The sequence below is a fragment of the Proteus genomosp. 6 genome (assembly GCF_040139785.1).
Lineage (GTDB): Bacteria > Pseudomonadota > Gammaproteobacteria > Enterobacterales > Enterobacteriaceae > Proteus.
Genome location: NZ_JBEEVJ010000003.1, coordinates 16980 through 32707, shown reverse-complemented (window position 1 = coordinate 32707; position 15728 = coordinate 16980). Strand labels below are relative to the sequence as shown.

General features: G+C 39.2%; 14 protein-coding genes. 7 read left to right on the top strand and 7 right to left on the bottom strand.

Annotated elements, in window-relative coordinates; genetic code table 11:
- Nucleotides 1-34: 34 nt before the first annotated feature.
- Genes ABN212_RS04625 through agaR form a run of 6 tightly spaced genes read right to left on the bottom strand, consistent with a single transcriptional unit; the run spans nucleotide 35 to nucleotide 5565 of the window.
- Complete coding sequence (locus tag ABN212_RS04625; RefSeq protein WP_109371240.1) at nucleotides 35-925, bottom strand: PTS system mannose/fructose/sorbose family transporter subunit IID; 891 nt, start codon at nucleotides 923-925, stop codon at nucleotides 35-37.
- A complete protein-coding gene (gene agaW, locus ABN212_RS04620) occupies nucleotides 915-1682 on the bottom strand; it encodes a PTS N-acetylgalactosamine transporter subunit IIC (RefSeq protein WP_099074752.1) in 768 nt (255 codons plus the stop codon). Before agaW ends, ABN212_RS04625 begins: the two co-directional genes overlap by 11 nt.
- Before the next feature lie 47 nt (nucleotides 1683-1729).
- A complete protein-coding gene (gene agaV, locus ABN212_RS04615; protein WP_109371242.1) occupies nucleotides 1730-2224 on the bottom strand; it encodes a PTS N-acetylgalactosamine transporter subunit IIB in 495 nt (164 codons plus the stop codon).
- Nucleotides 2225-2248: 24 nt separating this feature from the next.
- Nucleotides 2249-3439, bottom strand: coding sequence for an SIS domain-containing protein (locus tag ABN212_RS04610; RefSeq protein WP_160230601.1), 1191 nt, complete (start codon nucleotides 3437-3439; stop codon nucleotides 2249-2251).
- A gap of 12 nt (nucleotides 3440-3451) precedes the next feature.
- Complete coding sequence (kbaZ, locus tag ABN212_RS04605) at nucleotides 3452-4732, bottom strand: tagatose-bisphosphate aldolase subunit KbaZ (RefSeq protein ID WP_109371246.1); 1281 nt, start codon at nucleotides 4730-4732, stop codon at nucleotides 3452-3454.
- 53 nt (nucleotides 4733-4785) lie between these two features.
- Nucleotides 4786-5565 (bottom strand): transcriptional repressor AgaR, encoded by a 780-nt coding sequence (gene agaR, locus ABN212_RS04600; RefSeq protein WP_075673686.1) that lies wholly within the window; start codon nucleotides 5563-5565, stop codon nucleotides 4786-4788.
- Nucleotides 5566-6100: 535 nt separating this feature from the next.
- Here agaR and ABN212_RS04595 point away from each other — a divergent pair.
- The 7 genes from ABN212_RS04595 to ABN212_RS04565 all read left to right on the top strand — a co-directional run bounded on the left by ABN212_RS04595 (nucleotide 6101) and on the right by ABN212_RS04565 (nucleotide 13664).
- Nucleotides 6101-7336 carry an anaerobic sulfatase maturase gene (locus ABN212_RS04595; protein ID WP_349442950.1) on the top strand — a complete coding sequence of 412 codons (1236 nt, stop codon included), beginning with the start codon at nucleotides 6101-6103 and terminating at the stop codon, nucleotides 7334-7336.
- 40 nt (nucleotides 7337-7376) lie between these two features.
- A complete protein-coding gene (locus ABN212_RS04590; RefSeq protein WP_198630340.1) occupies nucleotides 7377-8987 on the top strand; it encodes a sulfatase family protein in 1611 nt (536 codons plus the stop codon).
- A gap of 55 nt (nucleotides 8988-9042) precedes the next feature.
- Nucleotides 9043-10518 (top strand): DUF2264 domain-containing protein, encoded by a 1476-nt coding sequence (locus ABN212_RS04585; RefSeq protein ID WP_198620897.1) that lies wholly within the window; start codon nucleotides 9043-9045, stop codon nucleotides 10516-10518.
- A gap of 114 nt (nucleotides 10519-10632) precedes the next feature.
- Entirely contained in the window at nucleotides 10633-11487 is an 855-nt protein-coding gene (locus ABN212_RS04580; RefSeq protein ID WP_349442949.1) for a tagatose bisphosphate family class II aldolase, read from the top strand.
- The gene (locus tag ABN212_RS04575) at nucleotides 11484-12455 is read left to right on the top strand and encodes a sugar kinase (protein ID WP_198630339.1); all 972 of its coding nucleotides are present in this window, start codon (nucleotides 11484-11486) and stop codon (nucleotides 12453-12455) included. Before ABN212_RS04580 ends, ABN212_RS04575 begins: the two co-directional genes overlap by 4 nt.
- A complete protein-coding gene (locus ABN212_RS04570; RefSeq protein WP_198620895.1) occupies nucleotides 12436-13077 on the top strand; it encodes a bifunctional 4-hydroxy-2-oxoglutarate aldolase/2-dehydro-3-deoxy-phosphogluconate aldolase in 642 nt (213 codons plus the stop codon). Before ABN212_RS04575 ends, ABN212_RS04570 begins: the two co-directional genes overlap by 20 nt.
- Before the next feature lie 5 nt (nucleotides 13078-13082).
- On the top strand, nucleotides 13083-13664 hold the full coding sequence (locus ABN212_RS04565) for a DJ-1/PfpI family protein (RefSeq protein ID WP_198620894.1): 582 nt from the start codon (nucleotides 13083-13085) through the stop codon (nucleotides 13662-13664).
- Nucleotides 13665-13749: 85 nt separating this feature from the next.
- Here the strand turns inward: ABN212_RS04565 and ABN212_RS04560 are convergent, their stop codons facing one another.
- Nucleotides 13750-15456, bottom strand: a complete 1707-nt coding sequence (locus tag ABN212_RS04560; RefSeq protein WP_198620893.1) for a phospholipase — start codon at nucleotides 15454-15456, stop codon at nucleotides 13750-13752.
- Nucleotides 15457-15728 lie beyond the last annotated feature (272 nt).

Sequence of the window (15728 nt, the reverse complement as noted above, 5' to 3'; positions counted from 1 at the left end):
GACTGACAATAACGGCGGTGAAAAAGGCTCTCAGTTATAAGAATCCTAATACGTGACCGATAACGCCAAAGGCTAAAGTTGAGAAAATCAATACCGGAGGTTTACCCCAAAAACCGGTGCTTTTAACCATTTTGTACATCAGGAAAACTAAGCACAGAGGCAGTAAATTCGGCATAATTTTGTCAAAGAGCGCGGTTTGTAATTCAACCACCTTCCCTCCCAGCTCTAGCGAGGCGGTGGTTTGCACCTTGATAAAGGTCGCGGAGAGCGCACCAATGACAAAGATCCCCATAATATTGGCGGCTTTAGCCAGTTTTTCAGTGGCATCACTCATATTGACCATCGCCGCCGTACCTGCGCGATAGCCCATGAACATCAGCCCGAAATACACTAAAAAGTGCACAATTTGGTATAAAAAGAAGAAAACAAAAGGCCCTGCAATTGATCCTTCCATTGCAATGGAAGCACCTAATGCTAATGTCAGTGGCATTAAGGTCATATGGTCAATAGCGTCACCAATGCCCCCAGTTGGCCCCATGCCTGCAACTTTCATCACGTTAACAGTAGAAGGTTTCTCTTTGTTTTCTTCCATTGCAACGGCTGTTCCTAATAGGAAGGTAAACAGCTTTGGACTTGCATTAAAAAACTGTAGATGGTTTTTTAATGATGTTGCATAGTCACGTTTGTTATTTCCGTGAATTTTTTTCAATGCTGGAATAATTGAGAACGCAAACCCACCACCTTGCATACGTTCAAAGTTGAAGTTACCTTCCATAAACAAGCCACGGAACGCACACTTCCAGAGATCGCCCTTAGTGATAACTTTTCTGACAGTGGTATCTTGGTATTCATCAATGCCATCAATCAAAGAACCCGTTTCTGGTTTATCCTGCGTTTTCAATGCGGTGCTGTTATCAGATACCATCTTCGAAATCCTCATTCTGCTGACTTGAATTTTTGTTATTACCACTAAAGAAGAAGTAAAGTGCTGCGGCTGACGCGCCTAAAATAGCGACCGCCATAATTGGAAGTTTCAGATAAGTCGTCATCACGAAGCCAATAAAGAACACACCTGCCACTTCTTTTGACCACATGATTTTTAGCAACATGGCGAAACCAATTGCAGGAACCATTTTCGCGCCAATACCTAAGCCTTCTAGCAAGACTTTTGGTGTATTTTCATCAATCCATTGAGCAGCATGTTCACCGAAATAAACCGTAACAAAAGCAACCAAAGCATAGAGTAATGAACGCACCGTAATCGTGATGATCAGTAGCCGTGAAATACCCGCTGCATCGGCTCTTTCTGCATATCTATCAGCTTTTCCCATGGTGAAAGCGGTTACAGCAAAGAAACCAATCACGAGCATTTGCATTAACACAGCAATAGGCATCCCAATTCCCATCGCAACTTCTGGTGATTGTTTTGTCATTACCGCAAAAGCAACCGCAGCGATTGTCCCTAATGTCACATCAGGTGGCTGAGCACCCGCATTGGGAACTAGTCCTAACCATGCGAGTTCTAACGTTGCACCCGCAATCAATCCAACCTGCATATCCCCCATAATCAGACCCACAACAGGCCCTGTGATTAATGGTCTGTGAATATTTAATGCAACGTCATACTTATCTATACCGCAAAAGAAGGCCCATAAAGCCACTAAAGAAGCTTCAAAAATCATAAATAATCCTCAAACCTGCTAATGCAGGTTTTTTGCTCAGGAAATTATCAGGCTGATGCGAGTGCTAACACATCAACAGGTGTCTGATCGGGAGTGTTTTGAATTGTGCAAGTCACACCATTTGCAACGAGCCTTTTAAACGCATCAATGTCTGTTTCATTGACTGACACGGTTTTCGCAATTTGGCGTTTCCCTTCATGAAAATGCATATTGCCAACATTACAATGAGTAATAGGCACGCCCCCTTCCACTAAACGGGCAACATCTGTCGGGTTATTACACAAAACAAAAATTTTCTGACGAGGTGATGCTTTACTAATAACATCAATGGTTTTTTGAATAGAGAAGAAGCGAACAGCATATTCACCACCAGCTGATGCCTTCATTCCAGCTTGCATAAATGCGGCATTGGGGCCTTCTGCTGCGTCATCATTAGCCACTAAAATCAGGTTTGCTTCCGTATGTTTACCCCATGTAATGCGGATTTGACCATGGAGTAAACGTTCATCAATGCGGGTCCAGACAATATTCGGTGTGTTCATGATTAGCTCTCTTATTATATTTTATTAATTTAAAGCAGACTGTGTGTCTTCTGTTTTAAGTGAGAACGGATAAATTGTGACGCCTTGTACAACACGGTTGATTTCTCCTGTCGGAGACGGGTTATCAGGCGTATTCCCTAGTGCAATGGAACTGTGAAATGCGAATGATTGCGCCAACATCAAGTATGGGAACAATAGCGCCACATCTGAACAGTTCTCTAGCGCAGGAATATAAACAAAACTCTCTTTTGAGAAAGTATTATCATTTCGTGCGGTGATCGCGATCACCTTACCTGATGCATTATCGTGAATAACCTCTCGTAATAAGTCAGTCTCATATTGACGAGTGTAAGGATCATTAGAGAAAAACATCACCACTAAAGTTTCTTTATTTACGATAGACTTAGGGCCATGTCGAAAGCCTAATGGAGTATCAAAACTAGCAACCACTTTACCCGCAGTTAGCTCTAACATTTTTAAAGCAGCTTCTTGCGCTAATCCTTGTAATCCGCCACTTCCTAAGTAAATAACTCGTTTAAATTTACCAGCGTATTTTTCGCGGATAATTTGATTCGCTTTATCAAACTGCGCTTTATAATCACTAAAAAATGGCGCGATTGAGTCACTAAAAACGTTATCACCTAAAAAGATGGTCACAGCCGCCATCATCATGGATGAAAAGCTAGAGGTCATCGCTAAAGAGCGGTCGTTTGATTCTTCTGGCATCAATAATGCCAATGCACTGCGGTTGTTTTGACAATACTCATAAAGTTTGCCATTTGGATTACACGTCAGTACTAAGTGATAACATTGTGATAGGCATTCAGTCGCAACATCTAACGCCGCCACACTTTCAGGGCTATTACCTGAACGTGCAAAAGAGATTAGTAATGTTGGAATGTCTTCCGCTAAATATTCTTGTGGATCAGCCACTAAATCAGTGGTTGCAATTGCATCTACTCGACGTTTTGTATGACCACTTAAAATGGGTGCTAACGCTTTTCCAGCAAAAGCAGACGTACCCGCACCGGTTAAGATAATTCGCGCATAAGGCAGTGAGAGCGCTTTATCTAAAAAGGCTTGGATCTCAGTACGATTTTCTTTCACTGATAGCCATGTTTTTTTCCAACATTCTGGTTGTTGCTCAATTTCTTTCGCAGTCCAAAATGCATTCAGTTGCTCTAATTGAGCGGTCTGATAACTTAAATATTCCATGGTTTCCCTCAATTAATGGACATAGCACGCATCGGCATAAACCGATAACACATCACGTATTTTCGCAATAACAAAAGATTCAGGTGATCCGTCAATCATGCCTTCTCTAAATTGAGTAAATTGATAAGGCAGATATTGGCTCAATAACGGCAATGGAATTGGTTTAACGGATAAGTTATCCATCAGTGTGTCGATGGCGGCATTAATTTCAGCATCAGGCCAGTAATAACGAATGCGATCACTAAAACTATAGACTCGAGCAAAGGCTTGTTGACGTTCATCACCATGATAGTATTTTTGCCAAAACCCTGGCTCACGGCACATCAGTTGTTCCATTTTTTCACGCAATTTAGAGCACTGATCTTGAGGGAATAATGTTTCTTCAATCGAGCAGAGTGCGTATAAACCTTCACGCATAGCAAAGGTTAAGGCAGGCCCAACTTTTAAAATGGCAAAATGGTCATGAACTAATTGTTTATAAGCCTCTTTGGTTTGATAGTCCGTAGAGTGTGCTTCAAAAACAATGTGAGAATAATCGTTCACCACTTGGCTTAATGCCTGTGCTTTTTCAGGCTGGTAATCAATGATGCCAGTGTGATCAAACTCAACACCAGGTTGAACCACTAAACCAATCACGCGCTCCCAACAGTCAGAAACGCCCGCCTTTTGAAAAGCTTGGCGGTGACACTCTAATGTTTTACGCGCTGCGTCTGGTGAAGTTACTTCAACGGTATCAAGTTCTTCGGCAGCACCACCTGGAACGGGCACTTCTGTACCAACAACATAAACAATGTCACTAGAACCAAATGTTTCTTTTGCGGTATTTTCTGCAATCACCGCAAGACGTGCTGCGCGAGAGGCCACAATTTCGTCTGTTAACGGGATAGGATCATCAGCACAAGACATACTGCAATCAAGATGGATTTTTTTGAAACCTGCGGCAACATAATGTGCAATCAACACGTCTGCATTTGCCATCGCTTCTTTGGCATTAAGATGTTGCCAACGATTAGGCCCTAAATGATCACCACCAAGAATAAGTTTCTCGATAGGAAAACCTACTTTTTCAGCCTGTTCAATGACGTATTGGTAAAAATCAGCGGGGGTCATTCCCGTATAACCACCAAACTGATCAACCTGATTAGAGGTGGCTTCAATTAGCAGAAAGGAATCATTATCCAGCGCTTGTAATAGAGCTGCTTCTATTACTAAAGGATGGGCAGAACAAACAGAATAAATACCATTCTGTTTGCCTGATTTATGTTGCTGAACAATCTTTTCTAAAGGATGCATTAAATACTAACTCCATAATCAACACCGGCGGTGTTGCTAATGGAGTTAGCAAATTACGATGCCTTATCGTCGACGATAATCACTTCGATTTTGTGCTCTTTCAGCTCCTGAATATACTCTTCAGGGATACCTGAGTCGGTCACTAATATATCAATATCACCAAACTCTCTGATCATATGACAGCTGCGTTTACTGAATTTCGTAGAATCTGCAACCGCAATAATCGTTTCTGAGATATCACACATTAAACGGTTAAGACTGGCTTCCTGTTCATTGTGTGTGGTGATACCAACACGTAAATCGAATCCGTCAACACCTAGAAATACCTTATCAAATCGATAATTTCTAAGGCTATTTTCAGCTTGTGAGCCTGAAAAAGACAACGCACTTTTTCGCAATACACCACCGGTCATTAATACTTCCACACCTGAGGTATTTGCTAACTCCATTGCGACATCCAGACCGTTAGTCATGACCACTACATTTTCGCGCGACTTTAAATGTGTCGCGATTTCGCGAGTAGTTGTCCCCGAGTCAAGAATGACGGTGTCTCCATCCTTTATCAGCGTTGCGGCAGCTTTCCCGATTAATGTTTTAATGCCCGCGTTTTGCCCACGTTTTTCGTGGATACTCAATTCGGCAATAAATCCCGTATTAGGAATTGCTGCACCATGAGAGCGAACGATATAACCATTTTTCTCAAGAAAACTTAGATCGCTGCGGATAGTGACACTTGAGACTTTAAATAATTCAGCGAGATCTTCGACTCTGGCTTTACCTTGTTGGTTTACCATATCGAGGATTTCCATACGCCTCTCAACTGCCGCTTTCACTTTCGTCTCCTTACGAAACCAAAAGACTTTCTTTCGATTGGTTTCGAATGTAGTTTACTACGCCAATTTTTACCGACAATGCAAAAAAACAAAACTTTTGATCTCTTTCACAAAGTTTCGAATCATCATCGATTACTTACGATTATTTTCGTGTAGCTTCAATAATAGCCTTGAGACCGCCAGTTTCCAATAAATAAAATGATATAACGCAATGCTATACTTATGATCACACCATATATAGCTAGATAAAACACAATAATATAGATTTAATATCACACAAACACACAATAAACAGCTTTAAACTCCATGTCATGCATTTCTTTTCGAAAAACAAATCAAAATAAATAGCTCAAATAGTCAATAAAACATGAAATAGTATCGAATCGAAAGTATTTTAATCGAAAATTTAAGTTCTCATCTTTCGAAATTAACTTTCATTTACTTTCGATATTTCGTATTTGTGATTTTAATCTCTTTTGTTTTGATAAATTTTACGTAATGTAACAGGATAAAAAAGAAACTCAGGAAATGACGAATGGCATTAAATCAACCTGCTTATTTTCATATGATGGCAAAACCCACAAGCTACCACTGTAATATTAAGTGTGAATACTGCTTTTATCTGGAAAAAGAAAATATTTTTCAAGATGAAGAAAAAGAGACAGGTCATACCGTCATGCCTGATGGTGTCCTTCGTCGTTATATTAAAGACTATATACAGTCACACAGTGGCGACCAGGTTGATTTTTCTTGGCAAGGAGGAGAACCAACACTTGCTGGATTAGCCTTCTTTGAGCAAGTCGTTAAATACCAAAAGCAATTTGCTAACGGCAAGACAATCACAAATAGCGTACAAACCAATGCAATCGCCATTAATCGCCAATGGGCACAATTTTTTGCGGATAACCATTTTCTATTAGGCGTTTCCATCGATGGTATTGAAGCAGTTCACGATAAATATCGTATTTCAGTCAATGGTAGCCCTACTTTTGAACGAGTAAAGCGTGCAATTAAGCTACTAAACGAATATGGCGTCGAATTTAATACACTCACAGTAGTTAACGACCAAAATTGGAATAAAGGAAAAGAAACCTACCAAGCCTTAAAAGAATTAGGTTCAACATTCTTTCAATTTATTCCCATTGTCGAAGTCGATAGACGCTTTCCTCATACTCATGGCGGACATTATGCCCCTGGCCCCAATGCACAACTGGCCCCATTTTCTGTTCCAGCCGAAGGCTACGGACAATTTATGACAGAAGTGTTTAATGAATGGATACGCCAAGACGATATTGGAAAAATATATATTCGTTTATTTGATAGCTTATTAGGCACATGGATGGGATATCCTGCATCAACATGTATTCAATCGAAAACCTGTGGTCAGGCGTTAATCATTGAGGCAAATGGTGATGTTTATTCTTGTGATCACTATGTTTATCCCGCCAATAATTTAGGCAATATCCATCAAAATAGCCTTGCTCGCTTAGCAACATCAAAACAGCAACAGCGCTTTGGTCAAAATAAATACGATAAACAAACCAGCCTTTGTAAACAGTGTGAAGTGCAAAGCTTATGTTATGGCGGTTGCCCTAAACATCGCATTATTGCTATTGAAGGTGAAAAACATCGTCATAACTACCTATGCCGTTCCTATAAACAAATATTTCATCATACAGCGATAGGTATGCAGTTAATGCAGCAATCTATTTCACGAGGAGGTCTCGCCAGCGATGCACTTCCCGCAATGAAAAAAAACTACATAAAGTAGCCCTATTTTTATTTTATCTTGTTTATTCTGGAGACAATTCGTGACCTTACCTTCTGTTAGAAAAAGCTTACTCGCTGGGCTCATTGCTACATCGTGTTTAAGTGCCCCAATATCTGCCAATGCAGGTGGAACACCTGAAAAACCGAATGTGCTGTTGATCGTGATGGATGATTTAGGCACCGGACAGCTTGACTTTGTGCTAGATACCTTAGATGTGGATGCGTTAGCACAAAGACCGACACCTCCTCGTTATGAAGGAGATATCAACAAAATGGTAGAAGCTGCACGCATTGCCATGCCCAATGTCAGCGATATGGCGGTAAATGGCGCAAAAATGACTAATGCATTTGTTGCACACCCTGTTTGTGGTCCTTCTCGAGCAGGTATCTTTACTGGGCGCTCTCCTGCAAGCTTTGGTACTTACAGTAATGACGATGCTATTTTAGGTATTCCAAAAGATATCAAACTATTGCCTTCACTTTTCCAAGAAAATGGCTATGCCACCGCCAGTATTGGTAAATGGCATAACGCAAAAGTTATTCGCAAACCGAAAATTAATGAAAGTAAGCAAACTCGTGATTATCACGACAATATGATCTCAACGCCAGAAGCGGGTTATGCCCCTCATGAACGAGGTTTCGATTATGACTTTAGCTATTACGCATCAGGAGTAGCTTTATGGAATTCACCTGCATTTTGGCGTAATGGTGTCAATGTTCCTGCTCCGGGTTACACCACTCATCTTTTAACGGATGAAACCCTAAAATTTATTGATGAACATAAAGATAAACCTTTCTTTATCAATCTTTCATATAGCGTTCCCCATATTCCATTAGAACAAGCTTCTCCTGCTAAATATATGGAGAAATTTGATACAGGAAATGTTGAGGCAGATAAATACTTTGCTGCATTAAATGCAGCCGATGAAGGTATTGGTCAAATTATTGCGAAATTAAAAGAAAATGGTGAGTTAGAAAATACACTGATCTTTTTCTTATCGGATAATGGTGCTGTTAATGAGTCACCAATGCCAATGAATGCGATGGATAGAGGCTTTAAAGGGCAAATGTTTAATGGTGGCGTTAGAGTACCTTTTATTGCTTATCAACCTGGCACTATTCCAGCTGGAACAAAAAGTGATGAGATGATCTCCGCACTTGATATTTTACCGACGGCACTACAAACAGCAGGTATTGCGATCCCTGACAATCTAAACGTTGAAGGGAAAAATATCATGCCTTTACTTAAAGGTGAAACAACAAAGTCCCCGCATAACTATCTTTATTGGGCCGGCCCTGGTACTAAACATTATAGTGAAGAAAACCAAGAGTTTTGGCACGGATATCACCAATGGATAACCTATCAACGTAAAACACCACCTACAAATCCTAATTTAGAAAAACTCTCTAAAGGTGCTTGGGCTGTACGTGATGGTGAATGGGCGCTCTATTTTTATGATGATGGAAAAAATCAGCCTCAACTTTTTAACGATAAAAAAGATCCTGCTGAATCAATCGATCTTGCTAAACAAAATCCACAAAAAGTGGCAGAGCTAAAAAATGCGTATTACCAGTGGATCAAAGATAAGCCAAAGCCCGTTCTTTGGGGACAAGATCACTATCAAATACTAGTGGATTCTGCAAAACCTTAATATTCAACTTCCGTTCTGTTTCGCAAGGATGCGTCTTTTTTTCTGAGATACGAAAATGGCTATTGAAATTGCATCTTCAGCACGTCCCAAACTCCCTTATGAGCACCCAAACGTAGAAATCTACCAACGCTTATTTAAGGAAAATATCATTCGACGATTAGTCAGAAAATCAGCTTATCGTCGCTATGATAAAACGATCACTGACTTTTTTAATGATGAAAGTCAGTCGCTTTTCTCTTTATGTGAAATGCTGACACAGTATGTCACACAGGCTTTTCATCATTACCAAGTATGGGGTTACTCTCATGCTTATTATCCCGGAAGTCCAGGGCAACAAACGGCAAGAACGGATGCTCTTGAAGGTGTTAGCAGGGTACTTCCTCTACTTGCAACATGGATAGTTAGCAGCAAGAAAAGTACATTGATGGGATTAAATCATCAAGCTTTCAACTTACCTTTAATGATCAAACAAAGCTTTATTCATGGCACTGATCCACTTCATAAAGGATATTGGGGGAAACTTGAAGATTACGATCAACGAATTTGTGAAGCATCTGATTTAGCGCTCACTCTTTGGATAAGCCGTGAATGGGTGTGGGATACATTAACACCCGCAACACAACAACAAATTATTACTTGGTTTGAGCAAGTTAATCACTGTGAAATTGTTGATAATAACTGGCATTTCTTCCCTCTTACCGTCCAATTTGTCATTAAAGCACTCACAGGGAAAGACACGATTGCCCATTGGCGATATGAACGATTAAAAGAGTTTTATGTTGGTGACGGATGGTTTCGTGATGGAGCAAAAGGTAATTATGATTACTACAATGCGTGGGGCTTTTACTATTCATTGTATTGGTTAACGCAAATTGATCCTCAATTTGATACAACATTTATTACTCAATCACTTAATACCTTTAATCAGCATTACCTTTATTTTATGACTCCCAAAGGTATTCCTTTCTTTGGTCGAAGTGCCTGCTATCGCCTTGCGGTTTCTGCTCCATTATTAGCGGGTGTCGATTTACATTGTCCTTCAGTAAAAGTAGGCGAGGCAAAACGCGCCTTTGAAAGCAGTTTACGTTATTTTATTTCTCAAGGGGCATTAAAAAATGGCGCCCCGACTCAAGGCTTATTTACTCACGATCCTCGTTTAGTTGATAACTACAGTGGGCCTGCCAGTAGTTTTTGGTCATTACGTGCCGTGATTATTGCGCTTTATTGTGCTGATCGTATCAATTTATGGCAAACACCTTCACTTCCATTACCTATCGAAAAAGATAACTTTCGTTTCGAAATTCCTGCTATTCAAGCTTTAGTGACTGGAGTGAAAGCAACACAAGAGGTAAACGTCATTTTTTGCGAAGATTATACAACTCAGCAAACACCATTAACCCGCCGTTTAGAAAAACAAACCTTAGCACAAAAAGTCGCTGAAACCGTGATAGGACAGTCAAGACGACCGAAAAATAATTTATTACGCAAAGGGATCACCAGTTATAGCTCTAAAATGGCACATTTTTTCTAATCACCTTTCATTTGCTTTCAGTGCGAAGGCAATAAAAATGTGATTTAGATCTTTTACCTTTCTATTTCTTTCGTTTATTATAATTCGTAATTAAACGAAAGATGAGAGGCAAACATGTATCTGGTTTCTACTCGTAATATGCTCAATAAAGCACAGCGTGAAAATTATGCTGTGCCTGCTTTTAATATTCATAACTTGGAAACCATTCAAGTTGTGATGGAAACAGCCGCTGAGATGGCATCACCTATTATCTTAGCGGGTACACCAAGCACGTTTGCTTATGCAGGTAGTGATTATTTGATCTCTATTTGCCAGCAGGCCGCAGAACAATATCGTATCCCTGTTGCCCTACATTTAGATCACCATGAAGATATTCCTGATATTTGTCATAAAGTCATTTCTGGTGTGCGATCTGCCATGATTGATGCCTCTCATTTTCATTTTGAAGAAAACATTCGTATCGTTAAAGAAGTGGTTAATTTCTGCCATCATTGGGATTGTACCGTTGAAGCTGAATTAGGTCGTTTAGGTGGGCAAGAAGACGACTTAGTCGTTGATGCTAAAGATGCGCTTTTCACCGATCCTGATTCAGCAGTACAATTTATCAAAGCAACGGGTATTGATTCATTAGCGGTTGCAATTGGTACCGCGCATGGCATGTACAAACATGAACCTCATCTCGATTTTGATCGTTTAGCCATTATTCGCCAAAAGACTGACATTCCTTTAGTTCTTCATGGTGCATCGGGTATTCCTGATGCCGATGTACGCCGTTGTATTGATTTAGGTATTTGCAAAGTTAACGTTGCAACCGAACTGAAAATTGCTTTCTCTAACGCTATCAAGCAATACTTTTTAGATAACCCTGATGCAAGTGATCCTCGTCATTACCTTGTACCAGGCAAAGCCGCAATGAAAGCTGTGGTTGCAGATAAAATTCGTGTCTGTAAAAGTGATGGAAAACTGTGAAAACCAATAAAACTGTCGCCATTATTGGCGAATGTATGATAGAGCTGAGTGGTCAACCGTTCTTACCACAACAACAACGTTTTGGTGGCGATACACTGAATACCGCACTCTATTTATCGCGACTATCGCCTTCATTACATCCGCTTTATATGACAGGACTAGGCACTGATACTTACAGTGCCTTAATGCAGAAAGCATGGGAAAACGAGGGGATAGACTGCCAATCTGTTATTACTATTCCCGAAAAACTTCCTGGTCTATATGCTATTGAAATTGATGCTCATGGTGAGCGCAGTTTCCACTATTGGCGAAATGATGCTGCCGCACGTTATATTGCGACCGATAAGCGTTTTTTAGACAGTTTCGATGCGCTTCCTGATGATAGCGTCATTTATCTTAGCGGTATTTCTCTTGCTATTTTAACGCATGAAGGAAAAATCGCTTTACTCACCTTATTAGCGCAACTTAAACAGCGTGGAATGACGCTCATTGTCGATTCTAATTATCGACCACGTTTATGGGATTCAATACCTCATGCACAAGAGTGGTTTGAAAAGCTGTATCGCATTAGTGATATTGCTTTAGTCACTGGTGATGATGAGCAAATACTTTGGCAAAAACCAGCGCTGACAGAACAAGACATTACACAACGCCTTCATCAATGGGGTAATCAGAACGTCATTGTCAAATTGGGTGCTAATGGCGCTTACTGGTCTGATGGCAAAAATGCTGGCTATGTTTCTCCCAAACCCATTGATTCCGTTATTGATACCACCGCCGCAGGTGACTCTTTTAATGCTGCTTTTATTGCTGCTTGGCTACAAAATCAAAGCCTATCGACCTGCTGTTTATGGGGAAATACCTTAGCTGGACTCGTCATTCAACACCATGGCGCCATCATTCCTCATGAAATTACTGATTCATTCTACACACTAATCAAGGATAACCATGACACAGTCAATTGTTGATACTCTTTCATCACTGAAAGTGATCCCCGTGATCCAAATTAATCGCGCTGAAGATGCAATCTGGCTGGGTGAAATTCTAACCCAAAATCAACTACCTGTTGCTGAAATTACCTTTCGTACACCGGCAGCAGCCAAAGCCATAAAGCTAATGCATGAGCACTTTCCTGAGCTTATTTTATGTGCAGGAACAGTATTAACCGCACAACAAGCTGATATGGCAAAAGAAGCTGGAGCAAGCTTTGTTATTTCTCCGGGTTATAACCCAAGTACCGTTGATTACTGCCTTAATAACGGCATTGATATTGTGCCAGGCATTAATAATCCAAGCCAAGTCGAAGTTGCTCTTGAAAAAGGCTTAACCTTACTTAAATTCTTCCCTGCAGAAGCCTCTGGCGGTGTAAAAATGCTAAAAGCATTAGCGTCACCTTACGCCCAAGTCCAATTTATGCCTACAGGCGGCATTAGTTTAAATAACGTGAGTGATTATCTTGCTATTCCACAAGTTGTTGCTTGTGGAGGAAGCTGGATTGCCACAGCAGATACCATTGATAAACAAGATAAAGAAACCATTGTTAATCATATTCAAAGTATCCACTCATTACTAAAAACACATAAGGGATAAATAAAATGAAACAGGTTGCCGTTTTATTAGCTGATGGATTTGAAGAAGGTGAAGCTGTTGTTTTTATTGATATCATGCGCCGTCTTGATATTCATGTTGATGTACTTTCTTGCATGGATAGCTTGGTATTAAATACTTATTTTGAAACTAAAATCAGTGCTGATTTCCTATTAGCAGATAAATTCACACATAGCTATGACGCAATAATGATGCCGGGTGGCCCTAAAGGCACAGATCGTTTATGCGCTAACGAGCAAGTTATTCAATTTATTAAGCGCCATATTGCTGAAGATAAATATATTTGTGCACTGTGCTCTTCTGGTGCCAAAGTATTAGCGGCACATCATCTTCTTGAAGGTCGTAATTACAGTACTGGCGATAAATTAGCAGATAAATACGATGATGGTCATTATCTTGATCAAGATGTTGTGGTTGATGGAAAGTTTATCAGTGCAAAAGGATTAGGTGTAAGTTTTGAATTTGCCTTTACGGTGGCTAAGTATTTATTAAGCGACAATACAGAAAAAGTAGACTGGCAAGCCAATCATATTTATTTCAAACACTGGCCATTAGATTATCTTAAATAAATACGTTATTTTATATTTAAATAAAAAGGGGATTAACTCCCCTTTTATATTCAATCACTTTTATGACTAAATGAGTTGATTAAACTTATTTATGTTTAAAAGCGTGAGGTTCAGAATAACGCCATAATTTATCCCAATACTCTTCAATAAATGTCCTTACGGCTTCTTCGCCTTCAACAAGATAGTTAAATTCTGACAAATACCCTGGGTACATATTATCGGAACCAACAATATACAATTCATCATCAATAATAGTTACTTTTGCGTGGTTTCCCGGTGCAGGAGCGACTTTAGGGTAAATACCGCTCGCATTAACCAATGACCAGAATGGGTGACCAATATCCCCTTGTTTCGGTGGATCTTCGCTTAGTGGTGCTTCTTTTAGTGTGGCGGTATAAGATGATTCATCTGCACCAGGCCATTTATAAGTTTTACCTTCCGTTTGTAGTGCTTTTGGCACTTTATCGGTAAAGAAGAATGGCGCTATTTTAATACGACGTAATGCTGATTCACGAATTTTATCAGGATCAGGAATAACGGCATCTGTATCAACATCATGAGTTAGATAATATTTGAATAATTCAAAGGTTCTTTGTGCTCCAGAGCCAAATGAATATTGGTCGCCATTAGCACCGGCGGCGGCATCTAATGGTGAAACAACAATTTCAACTTCTAACTCTGGATTTTTTAATAACGCTTCAATTATCCAATGGCAGACAGGATGATCTTTCCATTTTTTCTTCCATGCACTCACTACATCTTGTTGAGACATACGAATTTTTTTCTTAGCATTTTTTATAAGGTATTCCTTCATTTTCTCGGAACCTTTCTTATAATCAACTCGCATATCAGGCCCTTCCCAATATTTTCCTACAGAGAAAATACGGTCAGTTTTGAAAAAGCCTTCATCTGGCGATTGAGCTAAGTTTTGTTCATTTTTCTTTTTAATTTCTCTTAATACACTGCTCTTTGTTAATGGATCGATAATCTTATAGCTTGCTTTTTTAGCGACCCATTCATTTTTTTTACTATCAAAATATTCTTTCGTAATTAAATCGTTACCTACATCCCACATTTTATTTAAAAATAATTGGGAATGAAGTGCTGATTCGCCAATAACCTTAACAGAAACATCATGAACTGGTGGATAACTTTTAAAAAGATCCATATTTAAATTATGACCACCAACGAAAGCTTCACAACCATCAACAGCAATAATTTTTGTATGGTTCCATGTCATTCGAGTATCTAATTCAGAAATAAAATCTTCAGGTAATACTTTTTTTTCTAACGAGACTTTTAGACCATCAATAATACGATAAAAGCGACCAATCCAAATATCTGGAATACATTCCCAATATTTTCCGCGTTCTTTGATTAATTCAATAAGATCTTTTTTCAATGCCAGATATTCAGGCGTTCCACTAAAATAGTATTTAACACCATTTAATAAAACTGTTGGTGTCTGTGCAAATAAAAATCGAATTTGTGTGCGATCTTTACGTCCTTTCTTTTCAGAAAAAGATTTATCAATTGCAGCAAGAATAATTTTACGCCACTCTTCATCAGGGGCATTAAGTGATGAAATATCACAGCGATACAGCATTTTATCTAAGATAGATGTAATGGCTTGTTCAAACTCAGCCTCACGCTCTATCGCTTTTGGCATAATTTCTTTACCAAATGGCATTCCCCATACATGGGGCGTATCAAAAATCTTCACATAGTTATTTTCAGATGTTTCATTGAAAAAACCTTTTAATTCTTTTTTTAATCCATCAATAAGTTTCATAATATTCCTTTATTTTAAAAATAGGGCGTCCATATTATTTAAATAAATATTTAAATAATTAGCACTTCAATTAATATAGATAGAATGTTTTCATTCCTAAAAAAGCATCACTTATCATAAACATGATGATTTAATATAAATTCAATTATTTTTTATAACGACCACCGCCTCCTTCCGCTTAAAAAGACCAAACCAGAAATTTATATTTTAGGCATTATTAATAATAAAACCATTCTTATTTAGAATAGTAATCTAACAATAAATAATTGTTA

Bases quoted from the DNA above. Each gene is read 5' to 3' on its own strand.
- ABN212_RS04625 (WP_109371240.1), bottom strand. From the start codon at position 925: ATGGTATCTGATAACAGCACCGCATTGAAAACGCAGGATAAACCAGAA.
- agaW (WP_099074752.1), bottom strand. From the start codon at position 1,682: ATGATTTTTGAAGCTTCTTTAGTGGCTTTATGGGCCTTCTTTTGCGGT.
- agaV (WP_109371242.1), bottom strand. From the start codon at position 2,224: ATGAACACACCGAATATTGTCTGGACCCGCATTGATGAACGTTTACTC.
- ABN212_RS04610 (WP_160230601.1), bottom strand. From the start codon at position 3,439: ATGGAATATTTAAGTTATCAGACCGCTCAATTAGAGCAACTGAATGCA.
- kbaZ (WP_109371246.1), bottom strand. From the start codon at position 4,732: ATGCATCCTTTAGAAAAGATTGTTCAGCAACATAAATCAGGCAAACAG.
- ABN212_RS04595 (WP_349442950.1), top strand. From the start codon at position 6,101: ATGGCATTAAATCAACCTGCTTATTTTCATATGATGGCAAAACCCACA.
- ABN212_RS04585 (WP_198620897.1), top strand. From the start codon at position 9,043: ATGGCTATTGAAATTGCATCTTCAGCACGTCCCAAACTCCCTTATGAG.
- ABN212_RS04580 (WP_349442949.1), top strand. From the start codon at position 10,633: ATGTATCTGGTTTCTACTCGTAATATGCTCAATAAAGCACAGCGTGAA.
- ABN212_RS04570 (WP_198620895.1), top strand. From the start codon at position 12,436: ATGACACAGTCAATTGTTGATACTCTTTCATCACTGAAAGTGATCCCC.
- ABN212_RS04565 (WP_198620894.1), top strand. From the start codon at position 13,083: ATGAAACAGGTTGCCGTTTTATTAGCTGATGGATTTGAAGAAGGTGAA.
- ABN212_RS04560 (WP_198620893.1), bottom strand. From the start codon at position 15,456: ATGAAACTTATTGATGGATTAAAAAAAGAATTAAAAGGTTTTTTCAAT.